Raw genomic sequence first — 17408 nt, 5'->3', positions numbered from 1 at the left:
GTCCCGATGTTCATTCCCTCAGACTGCGGCCGTGCATCGACGAAGCATCCCCGGCCGCAGTCCGGCTGCGGAGGTACCGACGTGCTGTTCTCAGCAACCCCGGAAGCTCAGGGGTTCTACGACCCTGCGCAGGAAACCGACTCCTGCGGGGTCGCCATGGTGGTCGACATCAAGGGACGCCGCTCGCACGGCATCGTCGCCGACGGGCTGACGGCGCTGGAGAACCTCGACCACCGCGGTGCCGCGGGCGCAGAGACCAACAGCGGCGACGGCGCCGGCATCCTGCTGCAGCTCCCCGTCGGCCTGCTGCGCGACGTCGTCGACTTCGACCTGCCCGACTCCACCGACGACGGCCGCCACGCCTTTGCGGCGGGCCTGTGCTTCCTGCCGCAAGACCCGGTGGCGCGCCGCGCGGCGATGCGGCGCGTCGAGGACATCGCCAAGGACGAAGAGCTGCTCCCGCTGGGCTGGCGCACCGTGCCCGTCGATCCCGATGGTGCCGACCTCGGCGAGACGGCGCTGGGGTGCATGCCGCACATGGCGCAGTTCTTCGTCACGTCGTACGACGGGTTGACCGGCGTCGACCTCGACCGGCGGGTCTACCCGCTGCGCAAACGCGCCGGGCACGTCACGGCCGACGTGGAAGAGGCGGGCACCGGCGTCTACTTCACCGGCTTGAGCAGCCGCACCATGACCTACAAGGGCATGCTGACCACTCAGCAGCTACCGAGGTTTTTCGCCGATCTGCGCGACGAGCGGTGCACCAGCGCCATCGCGATCGTCCACAGCCGGTTCTCGACGAACACCTTTCCGTCCTGGCCGCTGGCGCATCCGTTCCGGTTCGTCGCCCACAACGGCGAGATCAACACGGTGCGCGGCAACCGGAACCGCATGCACGCCCGCGAGGCGATGCTGGCCAGCCCGCTGATCGGCGGCGACCTGAGCCGGCTCTCGCCAATCTGTACGCCGGACGCGTCCGACTCGGCGTCGTTCGACCAGGTGCTCGAGCTGCTGCACATGGGCGGCCGCAGCCTGCCGCACGCGGTGATGATGATGATCCCCGAGGCGTGGGAGAACAACACCTCGATGGATCCGGCGCGGCGGGACTTCTGCAGGTACAACGCCTCGATCATGGAGCCGTGGGACGGCCCGGCGTGTGTGGCGTTCACCGACGGCACGGTGGTCGGCGCGGTACTCGACCGCAACGGGCTGCGGCCGGGGCGGTGGTGGCGCACCGTTGACGACCGCGTGGTGCTCGCCAGCGAAAGCGGTGTGCTGCCCATCGCGCCGGCTGACGTCGTCGCGAAGGGCCGGCTGGAGCCGGGGAAGATGTTCCTGATCGACACCGCCGAGGGGCGCATCGTCAGCGACCACGAGATCAAGTCCCAGCTCGCCGACGAACACGCCTACGGCGAATGGTTGCACGCCGGGCTGCTGGACCTGCAGACCCTGCCGAGCCGCGGGCGCGTGCTGCCCAACCATGACTCGGTGGTGCGCCGGCAGATCGCGTTCGGGTACAGCGAGGAGGATCTGCGGATCCTGTTGACGCCGATGGCAGCGTCGGGCGGGGAGCCGTTGGGCTCGATGGGCACCGACACCCCCGCGGCCGTGCTGTCGAGTCGCTCGCGGCTGCTCTACGACTACTTCATGCAGATGTTCGCGCAGGTGACGAATCCGCCGCTCGACGCCATCCGCGAAGAGATCGTCACCTCGATGGCCCGCGTCATGGGCCCGGAGCAGAACCTGCTCGAGCCGACGCCGGCGTCGTGTCGGCAGATCCTGCTGCGCTGGCCGGTGCTCGACAACGACGAGCTGAACAAGATCGTCCACATCAACGACGACGGCGAGCATCCCGGACTGCGCACGGCCGTGCTCCGCGGGCTCTACGAGGTCGAGCGCGGCGGCGAGGGTCTGGCAGACGCGCTCGACGAGCTGCGGCACCGCGCTTCCGAGGCCATCGCGAACGGCGCTCGGACGCTGGTGATCTCGGACCGCGACTCCGACCACACCCGGGCGCCCATACCGTCGCTGCTCGCGGTGTCCGCGGTGCATCACCACCTGGTGCGGACGAAGGAACGCACGCTGGTGGCGCTCGTGGTCGAGAGCGGCGACGCGCGCGAGGTGCACCACATCGCGCTGCTGATCGGGTTCGGCGCCGCGGCGGTCAATCCCTACCTGGCGTTCGAATCCATCGAGGACCTGATCCGCGAGGGCGAGCTCACCGGTATCGAAGCCGGTGCGGCCGTTCGCAATTACCTCAAGGCGCTCGGCAAGGGCGTCATGAAGGTGATGAGCAAGATGGGCATCTCCACCGTCGCGTCCTACACCGGCGCGCAGGCGTTCGAGGCGGTGGGCCTCGAACGCGCGATCATCGAGGACTACTTCACCGGCACCCCGAACCGGCTCGGCGGCGTGGGCCTCGACGTCCTCGCCGAGGAGGTCAAGCAGCGGCACCGCCGGGCGTACCCGGAGAACCCCACCGAACGGGTGCACCGGCGGCTGGAGGTCGGCGGCGAGTACGCCTTCCGCCGCGAAGGCGAGCTACACCTGTTCACCCCGGAAACGGTGTTCCTGCTGCAGCATTCGACCCGCACCGGCCGGTACGAGGTCTTCCAGCGCTACACCGACGAGGTCGACCGGCTGTCGCGGGAGGGCGGCACGCTGCGCGGGCTGTTCGAGCTGAAGACGGGCGAGCGCCCCCCGGTGCCGCTCGACGAGGTCGAGTCGGCGGACGCGATCGTCACCCGCTTCAACACCGGCGCGATGAGCTACGGTTCGATCTCCGCCGAAGCGCACGAGACCATGGCCGTCGCCATGAACAACCTCGGCGGCCGGTCGAACTCCGGCGAGGGCGGCGAGGAGGCCGACCGGCTCCACGATCCGCGCCGCCGCAGCGCCGTCAAGCAGGTTGCCTCCGGGCGGTTCGGCGTCACCAGCGACTACCTCGTCAACGCCACCGACATCCAGATCAAGATGGCTCAGGGCGCCAAACCCGGTGAGGGCGGCCAACTTCCGGGTTACAAGGTGTATCCGAACATCGCCAAGACGCGGCATTCGACGCCGGGTGTCGGGCTGATCTCGCCGCCGCCGCACCACGACATCTATTCGATCGAGGACCTGGCGCAGCTGATCCACGACCTCAAGAACGCCAACCCGCAGGCCCGCGTCCACGTCAAGCTCGTGAGCTCGGTGGGTGTCGGCACGGTCGCGACGGGTGTGTCGAAGGCGCACGCCGACGTGGTGCTGATCTCCGGCTGGGACGGCGGAACGGGCGCGGCGCCGCTGACGTCGCTCAAGCACGCCGGCACGCCGTGGGAGATCGGGCTGGCTGACGCACAGCAGACGCTGGTGCTCAACGGGTTGCGCGACCGCATCACCGTGCAGGCCGACGGCGGCATGCGCACCGCCCGCGACGTGATCGTCGCGGCGCTGCTGGGCGCCGAGGAGTTCGGCTTCTCGACCGCGCCGCTTATCGTCGCCGGCTGCATCATGATGCGGGTCTGCCATCTCGACACCTGCCCGGTCGGGGTGGCCACGCAGAACCCCGAGCTGCGGGCGCGCTTCAACGGCAAGCCGGAGTTCCTCGAGAACTTCTTCCGGTTCATCGCCGAGGACGTGCGACGCTATCTGGCGGAGCTGGGGTTCCGCAGCCTCGACGAGGCCGTCGGCCGGGCCGACCTGCTCGACACCGCGGCCGGCGTCGCGCACTGGAAGAGCCAGGGACTCGACCTGCGCCCGCTGTTCGCGATGCCGACCAACGCCCACGGCGAGCAGCTGACGCAGCGCCGCCGGCTCCGCGAGCAGGATCACGCGCTGGACCGCGCGCTCGACCAGACCATCATCGCGCTGGCCGAAGGCGCACTGGAGGACGCGCACCCGGTGCGGCTGGAACTGCCGGTGCGCAACGTCAACCGCACCGTCGGCACCCTGCTCGGTCACGAGGTCACCCGCCGCTACGGCGCGGCCGGCCTGCCCGACGACGCCATCTCCGTCGCGCTGACCGGATCGGCCGGCCAGTCCCTGGGTGCGTTCCTGCCGGCGGGCGTCACGCTCGACCTCACCGGCGACGCCAACGACTACGTCGGCAAGGGCCTGTCGGGAGGCCGGATCATCGTGCGGCCCTCCGACGACGTGCTGTTCCTGCCCGAGGACCACGTCATCGCCGGCAACACGCTGCTCTACGGCGCCACGTCCGGCGAGGTTTTCCTGCGCGGGCGGGTCGGCGAGCGGTTCTGCGCCCGCAACTCCGGCGCGCTCGCCGTCGCGGAGGGCGTCGGCGACCACGCCTGCGAGTACATGACCGGCGGCCGGGTCGTCGTCCTCGGCAACACCGGGCGCAACTTCGCGGCCGGCATGTCCGGCGGCATCGCCTACGTGTTGCGCCTCGACCCGGCCGACGTCAACCCGGCGATGGTGGAGCTGCAGGACCTCGAGGACGAGGACCTGTGCTTCCTGCGGGATGTGGTGACCCGCCACCTGCGTTACACCGGCAGCACGGTCGCCGAGTCGGTGCTGTCCGACTGGCCGCGGCGCAGTGCCCAATTCATCAAGATCATGCCCACCGACTACCAGCGCGTGCTGGAGGCCACCCGGATGGCCAAGGCGGAGGGCCGTGACGTCGACGCGGCGATCATGGAGGCGAGTCGTGGCTGACCCCACCGGTTTTCTGAAGGTACCGAAGGTCGAGGCGGCCAAGCGGCCCGTCGACGAGCGCGTCGGCGACTGGCGCGAGGTCTACGAGCAGGTTCCGCCGCCGCAACGGGCCAAGGAGGTCTCCGAGCAGGCCCGCCGCTGCATGGACTGCGGCATCCCGTTCTGTCACAGCGGCACCGCGGGCTGCCCGCTCGGCAACCTGATCCCGGAGTGGAACGACCTGGTTCGGCGCGGCCGCTGGGACGCCGCCAGCGAGCGGTTGCACGCAACCAACAACTTCCCCGAGTTCACCGGCCGGCTCTGTCCGGCGCCGTGCGAGGCGGCCTGCGTGTTGTCGATCTCCGAGGAGCGCACCGGCGGCAGCGTCACCATCAAGCGCATCGAGAACACCATCGCCGACCAAGCGTGGACCCTCGGCATCGTCGAACCGCAGCCCGCGGCGATCGGCACCGGCAAGAGTGTGGCCGTCGTCGGCTCGGGTCCGGCGGGGCTGGCTGCGGCCCAGCAGCTCACCCGGGCCGGCCACAGCGTCACCGTCTACGAGCGCGACGACCGGCTGGGCGGGTTGCTGCGGTACGGCATCCCCGAGTACAAGCTGGAGAAGGCGACCCTGAATCAGCGGTTGGCGCAGCTGCGCGCCGAGGGCACCCGGTTCATCACCGAGTGCGAGGTCGGTGTGGACCTGTCGGTCGAGCGGCTGCGTGAGCACCACGACGCCGTGGTGCTGGCGGTCGGTGCGCTGCGCGGCCGTGACAACGACGCGCCGGGGCGTGAGCGCAACGGCGTGCACCTGGCGATGGACTACCTGGTGCCGGCGAACAAGGAGTGCGAGGGCGACGGCCCGAGCCCGATCTCGGCGGCCGGCAAGCACGTGGTCATCATCGGCGGTGGCGACACCGGCGCGGACTGCCTGGGCACCGCGCACCGCCAGGGTGCCGCGTCGGTCACCCAGCTCGACTACAACCCGCCGCCGCCCGAGCAGCGGGACGAGAACCGGTCGCCGTGGCCCACGTGGCCGCTGGTGCTGCGCACCTCGCCGGCGCACGACGAAGGCGGCCGCCGCCACTACCAGGTGGCCGTGCAGCGCTACCTCGGCGACGCCGACGGCAACCTGCGCGCCATCGAGATCGCCGAGGTGCGGGTGAGCCGCGACGAGGCCGGCCGGCGCACGATCGTCCCGGTCGGCGAGCCGATGGAGCTGCCGTGCGACCTCGCGCTGCTCGCGATCGGCTTCGAGGGCGTCGAGCACATGGCGCTGCTCGACGGCCTCGGGCTGGAGCTCAACGGCCGCGGCGCCATCGGCTGCGGGTCCGACTGGCAGACCGCCGCCCCCGGGGTGTTCGTCTGCGGTGACGCCCACCGGGGCGCGTCGCTGATCGTGTGGGCGATCGCGGAGGGCCGCAGCGCGGCGCACGCCGTCGACGCCTATCTGATGGGCGAATCGGACCTGCCCGAACCGGTGCGGCCGAGCGCGCTGCCGCTCGCCGTGCTGTGAAGCGCCCCGACTGCCACTAAGCTCGAATGTCGTGACGAGACGCGGCAAGATCGTCTGTACGCTCGGGCCCGCTACCAGCACCGACGAGTCGGTGCGGGCGTTGGTCGAAGCGGGCATGGATGTCGCCCGGCTCAACTTCAGCCACGGCGAACACGGCGATCACAAGGCGTCCTACGACCGCGTGCGGGTGGCGTCGGACGCCACCGGGCACGCCGTCGGCATCCTCGCGGACCTGCAGGGGCCGAAGATCCGGCTGGGCCGGTTCGCCGACGGCCCGACGACGTGGCGCACCGGCGAGACCATCCGCATCACCGTCGACGACGTCGAAGGCACCCACGATCGCGTGTCCACCACCTACAAGCGGCTCGCGCAGGACGCCGCCCCCGGTGACCGGGTGCTCGTCGACGACGGCAACGTGGGGCTGATCGTCGACCGCATCGACGGCAACGACGTCGTCTGCCGCGTCACCGAGGGCGGCAAGGTCAGCAACAACAAGGGCATGTCGCTGCCCGGCATGAACGTCTCGGCGCCCGCGCTGTCGGACAAGGACATCGAGGACCTCGAGTTCGCGCTGCGGCTCGGGGTCGACTTCGTCGCGCTGTCGTTCGTCCGTTCCCCGGGCGACATCGAACTGGTGCACGACGTGATGGACCGCGTCGGGCGCCGGGTGCCGGTGATCGCCAAGCTGGAGAAGCCCGAAGCGATCGACAACCTCGAGGCCGTGGTGCTGGCGTTCGACGCGGTGATGGTGGCGCGCGGCGACCTCGGGGTCGAGCTGCCGCTGGAAGAGGTGCCGCTGGTGCAGAAGCGGGCCATCCAGATGGCCCGCGAGAACGCCAAGCCGGTGATCGTCGCGACCCAGATGCTGGAGTCGATGATCGAGAACTCCCGCCCCACCCGGGCCGAGGCGTCCGACGTGGCGAACGCGGTGCTCGACGGCGCCGACGCGGTGATGCTGTCGGGGGAGACGTCGGTGGGGCACTATCCCATCGAGGCGGTCAAGACCATGGCGCGCATCGTGTCGGCCGTGGAGCAGATCTCGGTCACCGCGCCGCCGCTGACCCACGTGCCGCGCACCAAGCGCGGCGTGATCTCGTATGCCGCCCGCGACATCGGTGAGCGGCTCGACGCCAAGGCGCTCGTGGCGTTCACGCAGTCCGGCGACACCGTGCGACGGCTCGCGCGGCTGCACACGCCGCTGCCGCTGCTGGCGTTCACGAACCTGCCGGAGATCCGCAGCCAGCTGGCGCTGACGTGGGGCACCGAGACGTTCATCGTGCCGCACATGCAGAGCACCGACGGCATGATCCGCCAGGTCGACAAGTCGTTGCTGGACCTCGGCCGCTACAAGCGCGGTGACCTCGTGGTCATCGTCGCAGGGGCGCCGCCGGGAACAGTAGGCTCGACCAACCTGATCCACGTTCACCGGATCGGGGAGGACGACCACTAGCCCCGAGGAAGGGACCGGCATGGCCGCTAGCGACCTCGCCGAGTTGCTGGCCGTGCTGGAGCTGACGCGCTGCGGCGACGACGTGTTCGTCGGCCGGCATCCGCGTAAGAACCCGGTCCGCACCTTCGGCGGGCAGCTCGTGGCGCAGTCCTTCGTCGCGGCCAGCCGGTCGCTGCGCCACCCCACGCCGCCCGCCGCGCTGAACGTGCACTTCATCGCCGGCGGCGACCCGGCGCGCAACATCGAGTTCCGCGTGACGCGGCTGCGCGACGAGCGGCGGTTCGCGAACCGGCGGGTCGACGCCGTCCAGGACGGTGAGCTGCTGGCGACGGCGATGGCGTCGTTCCTGACGGGGGGCCGCGGCCTCGAGCACCACGTCCCGATGCCGGCGGTGCCGCCGCCGACCGAGCTGCCGCCGATCGACGAGCTGCTGCGCGGCTACGAGGACGTGGTGCCGCACTTCGTCAGCGCGCTGCGCCCCATCGAATGGCGCTACACCAACGACCCGGCCTGGGTGATGCGCGACCGCGGCGGCCGGTTGGACCACAACCGGGTGTGGCTGACGGCCGACGGCCCGATGCCCGACGACCCGGTGCTGCACACCGCGGCGATGGTCTACTCGTCGGACACCACGGTGCTCGACCCGATCATCACCACCCACGGCCTGTCGTGGGGCTACGACCGCATCTTCGCCGTCACCGTCAACCACTCGGTGTGGTTCCACCGGCAGGTCGACTTCAGCGACTGGGTGCTCTACGCGACCACCTCACCCGTGGCCGCCGACTCGCGCGGCCTGGGCACCGGCCACTTCTTCGACCGCGCCGGTCAGGTGGTGGCCACCGTGGTCCAGGAGGGCATCGTCAAGCACTTCCCGGCCCGCGGCGGCGACACCCCTACGGCGTGAGCGTGGTGCTCAGCCGGTCCTCGACCTGGCTGGAGAAGCTGGACTCGCAGGCCTGGCGGGCCGTTGCGTCGTTTCCGGCGTCGTTGACGCAGTCCACGAAGTCCTGGCCGCCGAGCTCGTTCCAGAACCAGGTGCCCGCGGTGATCCAGATGATGGCGAACACGATGCCCAACACGATGGCCAGCACGCTCAGGACGATGCCGGCGAGCGCAAGGCCGCCGTTGTCCGCCTCGCCCCGGCTGACGCGCTTGCGGCCCAGGATCCCGAGCACCAGGCCGACGATGCCGAGCACCAGGCCGATGATCACCGGGCTGCTCAGGATCCCGATGATGCTCAGCACCAGGGACGTGACGCCCAGGCCGTTGCGGGGCGCCGCCGGTGTGGGCGCGCCGTAGTCCGCATACGGCTGCGGCGGCGGGGGCGGATATCCGCCGGAGGACGGTGGCGGCGGTGGGGGATATGAGGCGCCTGACGGCGGCGGGGGCGGCGGATAGCCGGGTTGCGGTGTGCCCGATGACGATTCCGGCGAGTCGGGGGAGTCGGTCATGGGCCGCACCTTACCGGCGGGTGAGCCGTGGCGGCGTCACTTCCGCGGGCTCGTCGCGGGAACGGGCACGCCTGCGGTGGCGGGTCGTTAATGTTCGGTTACCGGCCGTGCGCGCCGGCGGGCCGGTCATCTACCGTCGGCACGGCTGCGACCCGTTGAAGGAAGAGGCAAGCGTTGAACATGCGGAATCGGCGGGGAAACGGGAGCCGGCGCGCGATGGCCGCCGCGGTGGCGGCCGGGCTGGTGCTGGTCGGCTGCTCGGGCGGTGGTGACGAAGGCTCCGGCGGGCGCAGCATCAACAAAGCGGGCGCGCAACCGGCCAAGGTCGAGGAGATCGCCAACTCGCTGCCCTCGGACGTCAAGGACGCCGGAAAACTCGTCATCGGCACGAACGCGTCCTACCCCCCGAACGAGTCCAAGGAGGGCGACTCCTTCGTCGGTTTCGACGTCGACCTCATCGACGCGGCCGCCGCGGTCCTCGGGCTCACGACGGAATACCGCGACTCGTCCTTCGACAACATCATCCCCTCGGTGCAGGCCGGCACCTACGACGTCGGCGTCTCGTCGTTCACCGACACCAAGGAGCGCGAGGACCAGGTCGACTTCGTCACCTACTTCCGGGCCGGCACGCTGTGGGCGCAGCGCCCGGGCCGCCCCGTCGACCCGAACAACGCCTGCGGGCTCAAGGTGGCGGTGCAAAGCGGCACAACGCAACTGGAGGAACTCGACGCCAAGAGCAAGGCGTGCGTCGCGCAGGGCAAGCCGGCCATCACCATCCTCAAGTTCGACGACCAGCCGCAGGCCACCAACGCGGTGGTCGTCGAACAGGCCGACGCGGTGTCCGCCGACAGCCCGGTGGTCGCGTGGGCCATCCAGCAGGCCAAGGGGAAGCTCGAGGGCGCCGGCGAGATCTACGAGTCCGCGCCCTACGGCTGGGCGGTGTCGAAGGACAACCGGCCGCTGACCGAGGCGCTGCTCGCCGCACTCGAAGAGCTGATCAAGACCGGTGACTACGACAAGATCGTCACCTACTGGGGCGTCGGGGAACAGGGCAAGGTCGACAAGCCCGTCATCAACGGAGCCGTCAGCTAGCGCATGACTTCCGCCGAACCGGCGACCGAGGCGGCCCCGCCCATCGATGCGGTTCCCCTGCCGCATCCGTGGCGGTGGGTGACCGCCGTCGTCCTCCTGGTCCTGCTCGGGCTCTTCCTCTACGGCGCCGCCACCAACGAGCTGTACGGCTGGGGCACCTTCGCCGAGTACGTCTTCGATCCCGAGCTGATCGAAGGTGCTTGGTACACCATCCAACTCACCGTCTACTCGATGGTGATCGCGGTGGTCCTCGGTGTGCTGCTCGCGGTGATGCGGCTCTCACCCAATCCGGTGCTGCGGGCGGTGTCGTGGTTGTACCTGTGGATCTTCCGCGGCACCCCGGTGTACGTGCAGCTGGTCATCTGGGGCCTGCTGCCGTCGATCTACCGGAACATCCAACTCGGGATCCCGTTCGGCCCCACGTTCTTCGAGTTCAGCCTGCAGGACGTGCAGCTCGCCTTTGTGCTCGCGGTGCTGGGGCTGGCACTCAACGAGTCGGCCTACATGGCCGAGATCGTCCGCGCCGGAATAGCTTCCGTGCCCGAGGGTCAGATCGAGGCCTCCACCGCGCTGGGCATGTCGTGGTCGCTGACCATGCGGCGCACCGTCTTACCGCAGGCGATGCGGGTGATCATCCCGCCGACCGGCAACGAGGTGATCTCCATGCTGAAGACGACCAGCCTGGTGTCCGCGGTGCCCTTCAGCCTCGAGCTGTACGGCCGCAGCGACGAGATCGGCGCCCGGCTCTACGAGCCGATCCCGCTGTTCCTCGCCGCCGCCGCCTGGTACCTCGCGATCACCAGCGTGCTGATGGTGGGGCAGTACTACCTGGAGAAGTACTTCTCGCGCGGCGCGTCCCGCAAGCTCACCACCCGTCAGCTCGAAGCGCTGGCCAAGGCGCAGCTGGGCGAACAGCCATGACCGGCACCGCCGCCGGCCCGATGGTCGTCGCCGACCGGGTGCACAAGAGCTTCGGCGCACTGCAGGTGCTGCGCGGCGTGAGCGTGACCGTCGACCGGGGCAGCGTGCTGTGCATCGTCGGGCCGTCCGGCTCCGGCAAGTCGACGTTCCTGCGTTGCGTGAACCACCTCGAGCAGATCAACGCCGGCCGCATCTACGTCGACGGAGAACTGGTCGGCTACCGGGAACGCCGCGGCAAACTGCACGAGCTGCCGCCCAAGGAGGCCGCCCAGCAGCGCCGCGACGTCGGGATGGTGTTCCAGCACTTCAACCTCTTCCCCCATCGCACCGCGCTGCAGAACGTCATCGAAGCGCCGATCAAGGTCAAGGGCATCCGCCGGGACGAGGCCGTGGCGCGCGGACGGGACCTGCTCGCACAGGTGGGGCTGGCGGCCAAGGCCGACGCCTATCCGGCGCAGCTGTCCGGTGGGCAGCAGCAGCGGGTGGCCATCGCCAGGGCGCTGGCGATGGACCCGAAGCTGATGCTCTTCGACGAACCCACGTCGGCGCTCGACCCGGAGTTGGTCGGTGAGGTGCTCGGGGTGATGCGGACGCTTGCCGGCGAGGGCATGACGATGATCGTGGTGACCCACGAGATGGGCTTCGCGCGGGAGGTCGCCGACCAGCTGGTCTTCATGGACGGCGGGCTGGTCGTGGAGCGCGGCGCGCCGCGGGAGGTGCTGGCCAATCCGCAGCAGGAGCGCACCCAGGCGTTCCTGTCGAAATTGCTGTGACACAGCCGAAAAGATCCGCGAACCGGCCCCCGGCGTTGCTGCCACGATAGGGACATGGTCGAACCGCCCCAGGACGTCGTCGCCAAATTGTCGACGGAGATCACCGACATCTCGGGCCGGCTGGCCCGTGCCGCCGCCGAGCTGCGTGCGCTGCAGCGGCAGCTCGCGGCGCCGCAGTCGGCTCCGGTACCGCAACCGGCTCCGGTCCCGACGCCCCAGCCGGTGCCGTACTGGCAGCCCGACCAGGCGGCCGCCTACTGGCAGCAGTACTACGCGACGGAAGCTGCGAGCAACCCTGCCGCGCCACCCGCCGCAACACCTGCAGGTGCACCGGCCCAGCCGGTGGTACCGCAGCCAACCGGCCGTTCGAACGAGGGACTGATCGGGAAGGTGCTGGCGACCGCGGGCGTGGCCGTCACGCTGATCGGCGTCGTGCTGCTGCTGGTGCTGGCGGCGCAGGCCGGGCTACTGCGGCCGGAACTGCGCGTCGCCGGCGGCGCGGTGTTCGCGGCGGCGCTGGTCGGCGCCGGGATGTGGTTCTACCGCCGGCCCGGCGGCCGCGTCGGGGCGGTCGCGCTGGCCGCCACCGGCGTGGCCGCCGCCTACATCGACGTGATCGCCGCGACCACCGGCTACGGCTGGTTGCCGCCGGGAGTGGGGCTGGTGCTGGCCGCCGTGGTGGCGGCCGCCGGGCTGGCGCTGACGCGGCGCTGGAACAGCCAGGCGCTCGGCCTACTCGTGATCGGCCCGCTGCTGGTGCTCGCGCCGATCGTCACCGACGGCGTCACGATGCTGCTGATCGGCTTCATGCTGGCCCTGGCCGCGGTGTCGCTGCCCGTCCAGCTCGGCCGCAACTGGCTCGGGCTGCACGCCGCGCGGATCGCCGCCCCGACGCTGCCGCTGCTGTTGGCGATCGCCGACGCCCAGTTCGACGCGGATACCGACGGGTGGGCGCTCGGTGCGGCCTGTGCGGTTGCGGCGTTCCTCGCAGTCGTCGCAACGGTGCTGCTGCTGCGGTGGACCACCCCACCGGCCACCGTGGCGCTGCTGGGCATGGCCGGGGTGGTGCCACTGCTGGCCTGCGGTGCGGCGGTGCCGCGCGTCCTCGCCGCGCCGCTGCTGGGGGTGCTGGCCGTTGCCCTGGTGGCGACGGGCATCCTCGGCGCCCGGTTGCCCGGTGTCGCGGGGCCGGCGGCCGACGTCTTCAAGGCCACCGGCGGGATCGCCGCGGTGCTGACCGTCATGACAGCGCTGACCGCCGACGTCACCGCCCCGGTGTTGCTCGCGATGGCCGCCATCACCGCGGTCGCCGCCGGTGGCGACCGCACGCTGCGGTGGGTGGCGCTGGGCGTCGCGGCCGTCGGCGCCGTCTTCTTCCTCGCCTACGCCGGCCCGGGGGTGCTCGCGCGGCCGACGGAAACCACGGCGACCGAAGCGGTTTCGACGCTGGCCGCCGCCGTGCTGCTCGTCGTCTGTGCCGTCGTGCTGGTGCGGTCCTGGTCGCGCGATCCCGCCGTGTCGGCCGACACCGCAAAGGTCATGCTCTCGATCGGCGTGGTCGTCATCGCCTACGCGGTCACCGCGTTCACCGTCACCGCCGGGGTGCTCGCCGCCGGGGTGGACGGCTTCCTTGCCGGCCACACGGCCGCCACCATCTGCTGGATCGCGATGGCAGCCGCCCTCTTCGGGTACGCGGCGCGCCGGACCCGGGCCGATCGTCCGTTGCCGCTCGCCGGCGGCCTGGCGCTGACGGCCGCGGCCATGGCCAAGCTCTTCCTGTTCGACCTCGGGACCCTCGACGGCATCTTCCGCGTAGCGGTCTTCATCGTCGTCGGCCTCGTGCTGCTCGGCATGGGCGCCGGCTACGCGAAGCTGCTGAGCCAGCAGGACCGGCCGGAGCCGCCGACCTCCGACCAGCAAAGGGTTGGCTGACCTTCCGTGAGCCACCTGACACCGGTCAACGAATAAATCCGGTGCCGATCTGGTTAACACCAGGCAAGCGGACATCTGCGTGAGGAGAGACGACCGATGAGCACCGCCACCACCCACCGCCGCACCGAGGCCGAGATCCAGCATGCCCAGGCGTCCGAGGCGCTGACCCGCAGCCTGCAGCGCGTCCTCGTCGACCTGATCGAGCTGCACATCCAAGGCAAGCAGGCGCACTGGAACGTCGTCGGCACCAACTTCCGCGACCTTCACCTGCAGCTCGACGAGCTGGTCGACTTCGCCCGCGTGGGCAGCGACACGATCGCCGAGCGGATGCGCGCACTCGACGCGGTGCCCGACGGCCGCACCGACACCGTCGCGGCCACCACCAGCGTGCCGCAGCTCCCGGCCTACGAGCTCAGCACCGCCGAGACCGTCGACCTGATCGTCGCGCGCGTCTACGCCGTCGTCGACACCATGCGCGACGTCCACGACGCGGTCGACGCGGAGGATCCGACCAGCGCGGACATCCTGCACCAGCTGATCGAAGGGCTCGAGAAGCAGGCCTGGCTGATCAAGTCGGAGAACCGCAAGGTCTGACCCACCCATTCGGCACACCCGCCCGCACCTCTCGTGTGCGGGCGGGTGTTGTTTTGGGGCGGACGGCCCGGGTACCGCCTGACAGGTACGCCTGAGGAGGACCCGTGAACATCGTCACCAGCATCGGAAAACGCGTCACCGACGCGGTCGGCCAGGTCGTCGACCGCGCGAGCAGCAGTGGCGGTTCCCAGACCGTCACCATCGGCCGGCCGCCCGAGGCCGTGGCACAGCTGTGGCGCGACCCGCAGCAGCTGTCGCGGCTCCTCGGCGAGATCGGCGAGGTGACGCAGGACGGGGACACCTACCGGTGGACGCTCGGCGACGACGCGACGAGCTGGGAGACCCGCCTGCAGGTGGAGGGCGACCGGTTGCGGTTCGTGGGTGACAACGCCACCGAGCTGACGGTGACGCTGCGGCCGGCCCCCAACCAGCTCGGCACCGAGGTCACCCTGACGCCCAAGACGCCGCTGCCGGACCTGGTCACCGGTGCGGTGGCGTTCACGATGCTGTACCGCGCCCGGGCGCTGCTGCAGACCGGCGAAATCCCGACCATCCGGCAGAACCCGAGCGGGCGCGCGTCGGCGCGCTGAGAGGACGACATGAAAGCCCTGGTGTGGAACGGCGTCAACGAGCTGGCGGTCGAGACCGTCGACGACCCGACCCTTCTCAACCCGCACGACGTCATCCTGCGCGTCCGGCTGACCACCATCTGCGGATCCGACCTGCACTTCATCGACGGCTACCTGCCCGGCATGCGGGAAGGCGACGTCTTCGGTCACGAGTTCATGGGCGAGGTCGTCGAGGTCGGCCCCGAGGTGCGCGACGTCGCGGTCGGCGATCGCGTCGTGGTGCCGTCTTTCATCGCCTGCAACCAGTGTTGGTACTGCGACCACGAGCTGTACTCCTGCTGCGACACCACCAACCCGAACGCCGCGCTGCAGCAGCCGCTGCTGGGCTACCCGTCCGGCGGCATCTACGGCTACACCCACCCGTTCGGCGGGTACGCCGGCTCCCACGCGGAGTACATCCGCGTACCGTTCGGCGACGCCAACTGCTTCCCGATCCCCGGTGACGTCACCGACGAGCAGGCGCTGTTCCTGTCCGACGCCGTGCCCACGGGCTTCATGGGCGCCGACTTCTGCGACATCAGCGGCGGCGACACCGTCGCCGTGTGGGGGGCGGGCGGCGTGGGCGTCATGGCAGCCAAGAGCGCGCTGCTGCTCGGCGCCGACCGCGCCATCGTCATCGACCGCTACCCGGAACGGCTCGAGTTGGCGCGGCGGCTCGGCCTGGAGACCATCGACTACGGCGCGGTCGACAGCGTGCAGGAGTCGCTGCGGGAGATGACCGGCGGTCGCGGACCCGACGCCTGCATCGACGCCGTCGGCATGGAAGGACACAGCACCGGTGTGCAGGAACTGTACGACCGTGCCAAACAAGCGTTGCGGTTGTCGACCGACCGCGCGAGCGCGTTGCGGCAGGCGATCCTGGCGTGTCGCAAGGGCGGCGTGGTGTCGGTGCTGGGCGTCTACGGCCTCACCGACAAGTTCCCGATGGGCGTCGTGACGAACAAGGGCCTGACCGTGAAGTCGGCGCAGCAGCACGGCCAGCGGTACATGCAGCGGCTGTTCGACTACGTGCAGCAGGGCGACCTGGACCCGGCGGCGCTCATCACCCACGACCTGCCGCTGACGGAGGGGGTGCGGGCCTACCAGCTGTTCAAGGAGAAGCAGGAGGGCTGTATTCGAGTTGCGATGCGGCCCTGACCTCGTCGTCGGGCGACGCCGACCGCCGGCGACCGGTCAGGAACCAGGTGTGCATGACGCCTTTGCCCTTGACGGCGACGTCGCCGCGCTCCTCGAACGTGAAGTCGTCGCGCAACCGCCGGTACACCTCGTCGGGCACCTGGATGCGGCCGACGGCGTCGGTGGACTCCATCCGCGAGGCCACATTCACGGCGTCGCCCCAGACGTCGTAGAAGAACCGGCGGGAGCCGACCACCCCGGCGACCACCGGTCCCACCCCGATGCCGATGCGCAGCGGCACCGGCTCGGCGGTCGGTCCGCCGAGCGCCTGCACCGCGGCCACCATGTCCAGCGCCAGGTCCGCGATGGCGTGCAGATGGTCGGGGCGGGGATCCGGCACCCCGCTGACCACCATGTACGAGTCGCCGCTGGTCTTGATCTTCTCCAGCCCGCGCTGGTCGACGAGCCGGTCGAACTGGCCGTAGAGCTGGTCGAGGAACCGCACCAGCTCGGTAGGTGAGGTCTCGCTGGCGCGTGCGGTGAAGCCGGCGATGTCGGTGAACAGGACCGAGGCGTCGTCGTACTTATCGGCGATCACCTCGTGGTCGGGGTCCTTGAGCCGAGCGGCGATGCTCGCGGGCAGCATGTTGGCGATCAGCGCCTCGGAGCGGGCGTATTCGAGCTCCATCGCCGTCTCCGCGCGGTCCGTCTCGCGCATCGCGTACCACACGGCGGCGAACAGCATCACGCACGACGTCGCCGCCGACGAGATGAATCCGACGGTCAGCGTCCAGGGCGGTTGCAGTCCCCGATCGCCGGGCACCAGGACCTCCAGCACGACCGTCAGCACGACGCCGGTGGCGGCGACCAGCGACGCCAGCTTCACCCGTTCGGTGCCGAGCACCAGCACCCCGATCGACGCCGACACCAGGAAGTAGAACTGCAGACCGCTGTCGGTGCCGATGTGCCAGCACGACGCGAACACCGACGCGTAGGCAAAGACGATGAAGGTGAGCGGCGCGACGAGTTCGCCGAACCCGTGCAGCAGCGGGATCAGCAGGAATACCACGGCGCTCGCGACGTTGATCAACGCCAGCTGCCACAGCGGGTGGACGGTCAGCAGCTGGAAGGCCCCGAAGCCGCCACTGACCACGGCGGCGATCCACGCGGTGATGTCGAGCACGCGCTGCCGCCGCGCCACGCTCTCGACGTAGTGCTGGGTGCGGCCGGAGACGCCGGGCCGAAACCGCGTGGACGACGCGCAGTCCGTCCAACGCTGCCCCGGATGTGCCATCGCGACAG

The 17408-nt window shown here is 70.4% G+C and carries 13 protein-coding genes; 11 read left to right on the top strand and 2 right to left on the bottom strand.

Features of this window, described 5'->3' with window-relative positions; all coding sequences use genetic code 11:
• The first annotated feature begins 81 nt into the window (after positions 1–81).
• From gltB to LV457_RS14510, 4 genes are read left to right on the top strand one after another with little or no spacing between them, the layout of a single operon-like run.
• Positions 82–4653 (top strand): glutamate synthase large subunit, encoded by a 4572-nt coding sequence (gene gltB, locus LV457_RS14525; RefSeq protein ID WP_232171913.1) that lies wholly within the window; start codon positions 82–84, stop codon positions 4651–4653.
• On the top strand, positions 4646–6148 hold the full coding sequence (locus LV457_RS14520; RefSeq protein WP_232171912.1) for a glutamate synthase subunit beta: 1503 nt from the start codon (positions 4646–4648) through the stop codon (positions 6146–6148). Before gltB ends, LV457_RS14520 begins: the two co-directional genes overlap by 8 nt.
• 31 nt (positions 6149–6179) lie before the next feature.
• Positions 6180–7598 (top strand): pyruvate kinase, encoded by a 1419-nt coding sequence (gene pyk / locus LV457_RS14515; protein WP_232171911.1) that lies wholly within the window; start codon positions 6180–6182, stop codon positions 7596–7598.
• Between the two features lie 19 nt (positions 7599–7617).
• Entirely contained in the window at positions 7618–8502 is an 885-nt protein-coding gene (locus LV457_RS14510) for an acyl-CoA thioesterase II (RefSeq protein ID WP_232171910.1), read from the top strand.
• On the opposite strand, the gene LV457_RS14505 is transcribed toward LV457_RS14510, so the two are convergent.
• Positions 8492–9049 (bottom strand): DUF4190 domain-containing protein, encoded by a 558-nt coding sequence (locus tag LV457_RS14505; RefSeq protein WP_232171909.1) that lies wholly within the window; start codon positions 9047–9049, stop codon positions 8492–8494. The two genes, LV457_RS14510 and LV457_RS14505, sit on opposite strands and share 11 nt — an antisense overlap.
• Before the next feature lie 216 nt (positions 9050–9265).
• Between LV457_RS14505 and LV457_RS14500 the strand changes: the two genes are divergently transcribed.
• The 7 genes from LV457_RS14500 (at position 9266) to LV457_RS14470 (ending at position 16127) form a co-directional block, all read left to right on the top strand.
• Positions 9266–10141, top strand: coding sequence for an ABC transporter substrate-binding protein (locus LV457_RS14500; protein ID WP_232171908.1), 876 nt, complete (start codon positions 9266–9268; stop codon positions 10139–10141).
• Positions 10142–10144: 3 nt separating this feature from the next.
• The gene (locus LV457_RS14495) at positions 10145–11062 is read left to right on the top strand and encodes an amino acid ABC transporter permease (protein ID WP_232171907.1); all 918 of its coding nucleotides are present in this window, start codon (positions 10145–10147) and stop codon (positions 11060–11062) included.
• 20 nt (positions 11063–11082) lie between these two features.
• Entirely contained in the window at positions 11083–11835 is a 753-nt protein-coding gene (locus LV457_RS14490; protein WP_232172120.1) for an amino acid ABC transporter ATP-binding protein, read from the top strand.
• Between the two features lie 54 nt (positions 11836–11889).
• Positions 11890–13767, top strand: a complete 1878-nt coding sequence (locus LV457_RS14485) for a DUF2339 domain-containing protein (protein ID WP_232171906.1) — start codon at positions 11890–11892, stop codon at positions 13765–13767.
• Between the two features lie 96 nt (positions 13768–13863).
• Positions 13864–14361 (top strand): Dps family protein, encoded by a 498-nt coding sequence (locus tag LV457_RS14480; protein WP_232171905.1) that lies wholly within the window; start codon positions 13864–13866, stop codon positions 14359–14361.
• Between the two features lie 104 nt (positions 14362–14465).
• A complete protein-coding gene (locus LV457_RS14475; RefSeq protein WP_232171904.1) occupies positions 14466–14951 on the top strand; it encodes a hypothetical protein in 486 nt (161 codons plus the stop codon).
• Between the two features lie 9 nt (positions 14952–14960).
• Positions 14961–16127: a zinc-dependent alcohol dehydrogenase gene (locus LV457_RS14470; protein ID WP_232171903.1), complete on the top strand. Its 1167-nt coding sequence runs from the start codon at positions 14961–14963 to the stop codon at positions 16125–16127.
• Here the strand turns inward: LV457_RS14470 and LV457_RS14465 are convergent.
• Positions 16081–17400 (bottom strand): adenylate/guanylate cyclase domain-containing protein, encoded by a 1320-nt coding sequence (locus tag LV457_RS14465; protein ID WP_305071247.1) that lies wholly within the window; start codon positions 17398–17400, stop codon positions 16081–16083. The genes LV457_RS14470 and LV457_RS14465 overlap by 47 nt on opposite strands.
• Between the last annotated feature and the right edge of the window lie 8 nt (positions 17401–17408).

This window comes from Mycobacterium sp. MYCO198283 (assembly GCF_021213805.1).
GTDB lineage: Bacteria > Actinomycetota > Actinomycetes > Mycobacteriales > Mycobacteriaceae > Mycobacterium.
This window is presented reverse-complemented; position numbering and strand designations above follow the sequence as displayed.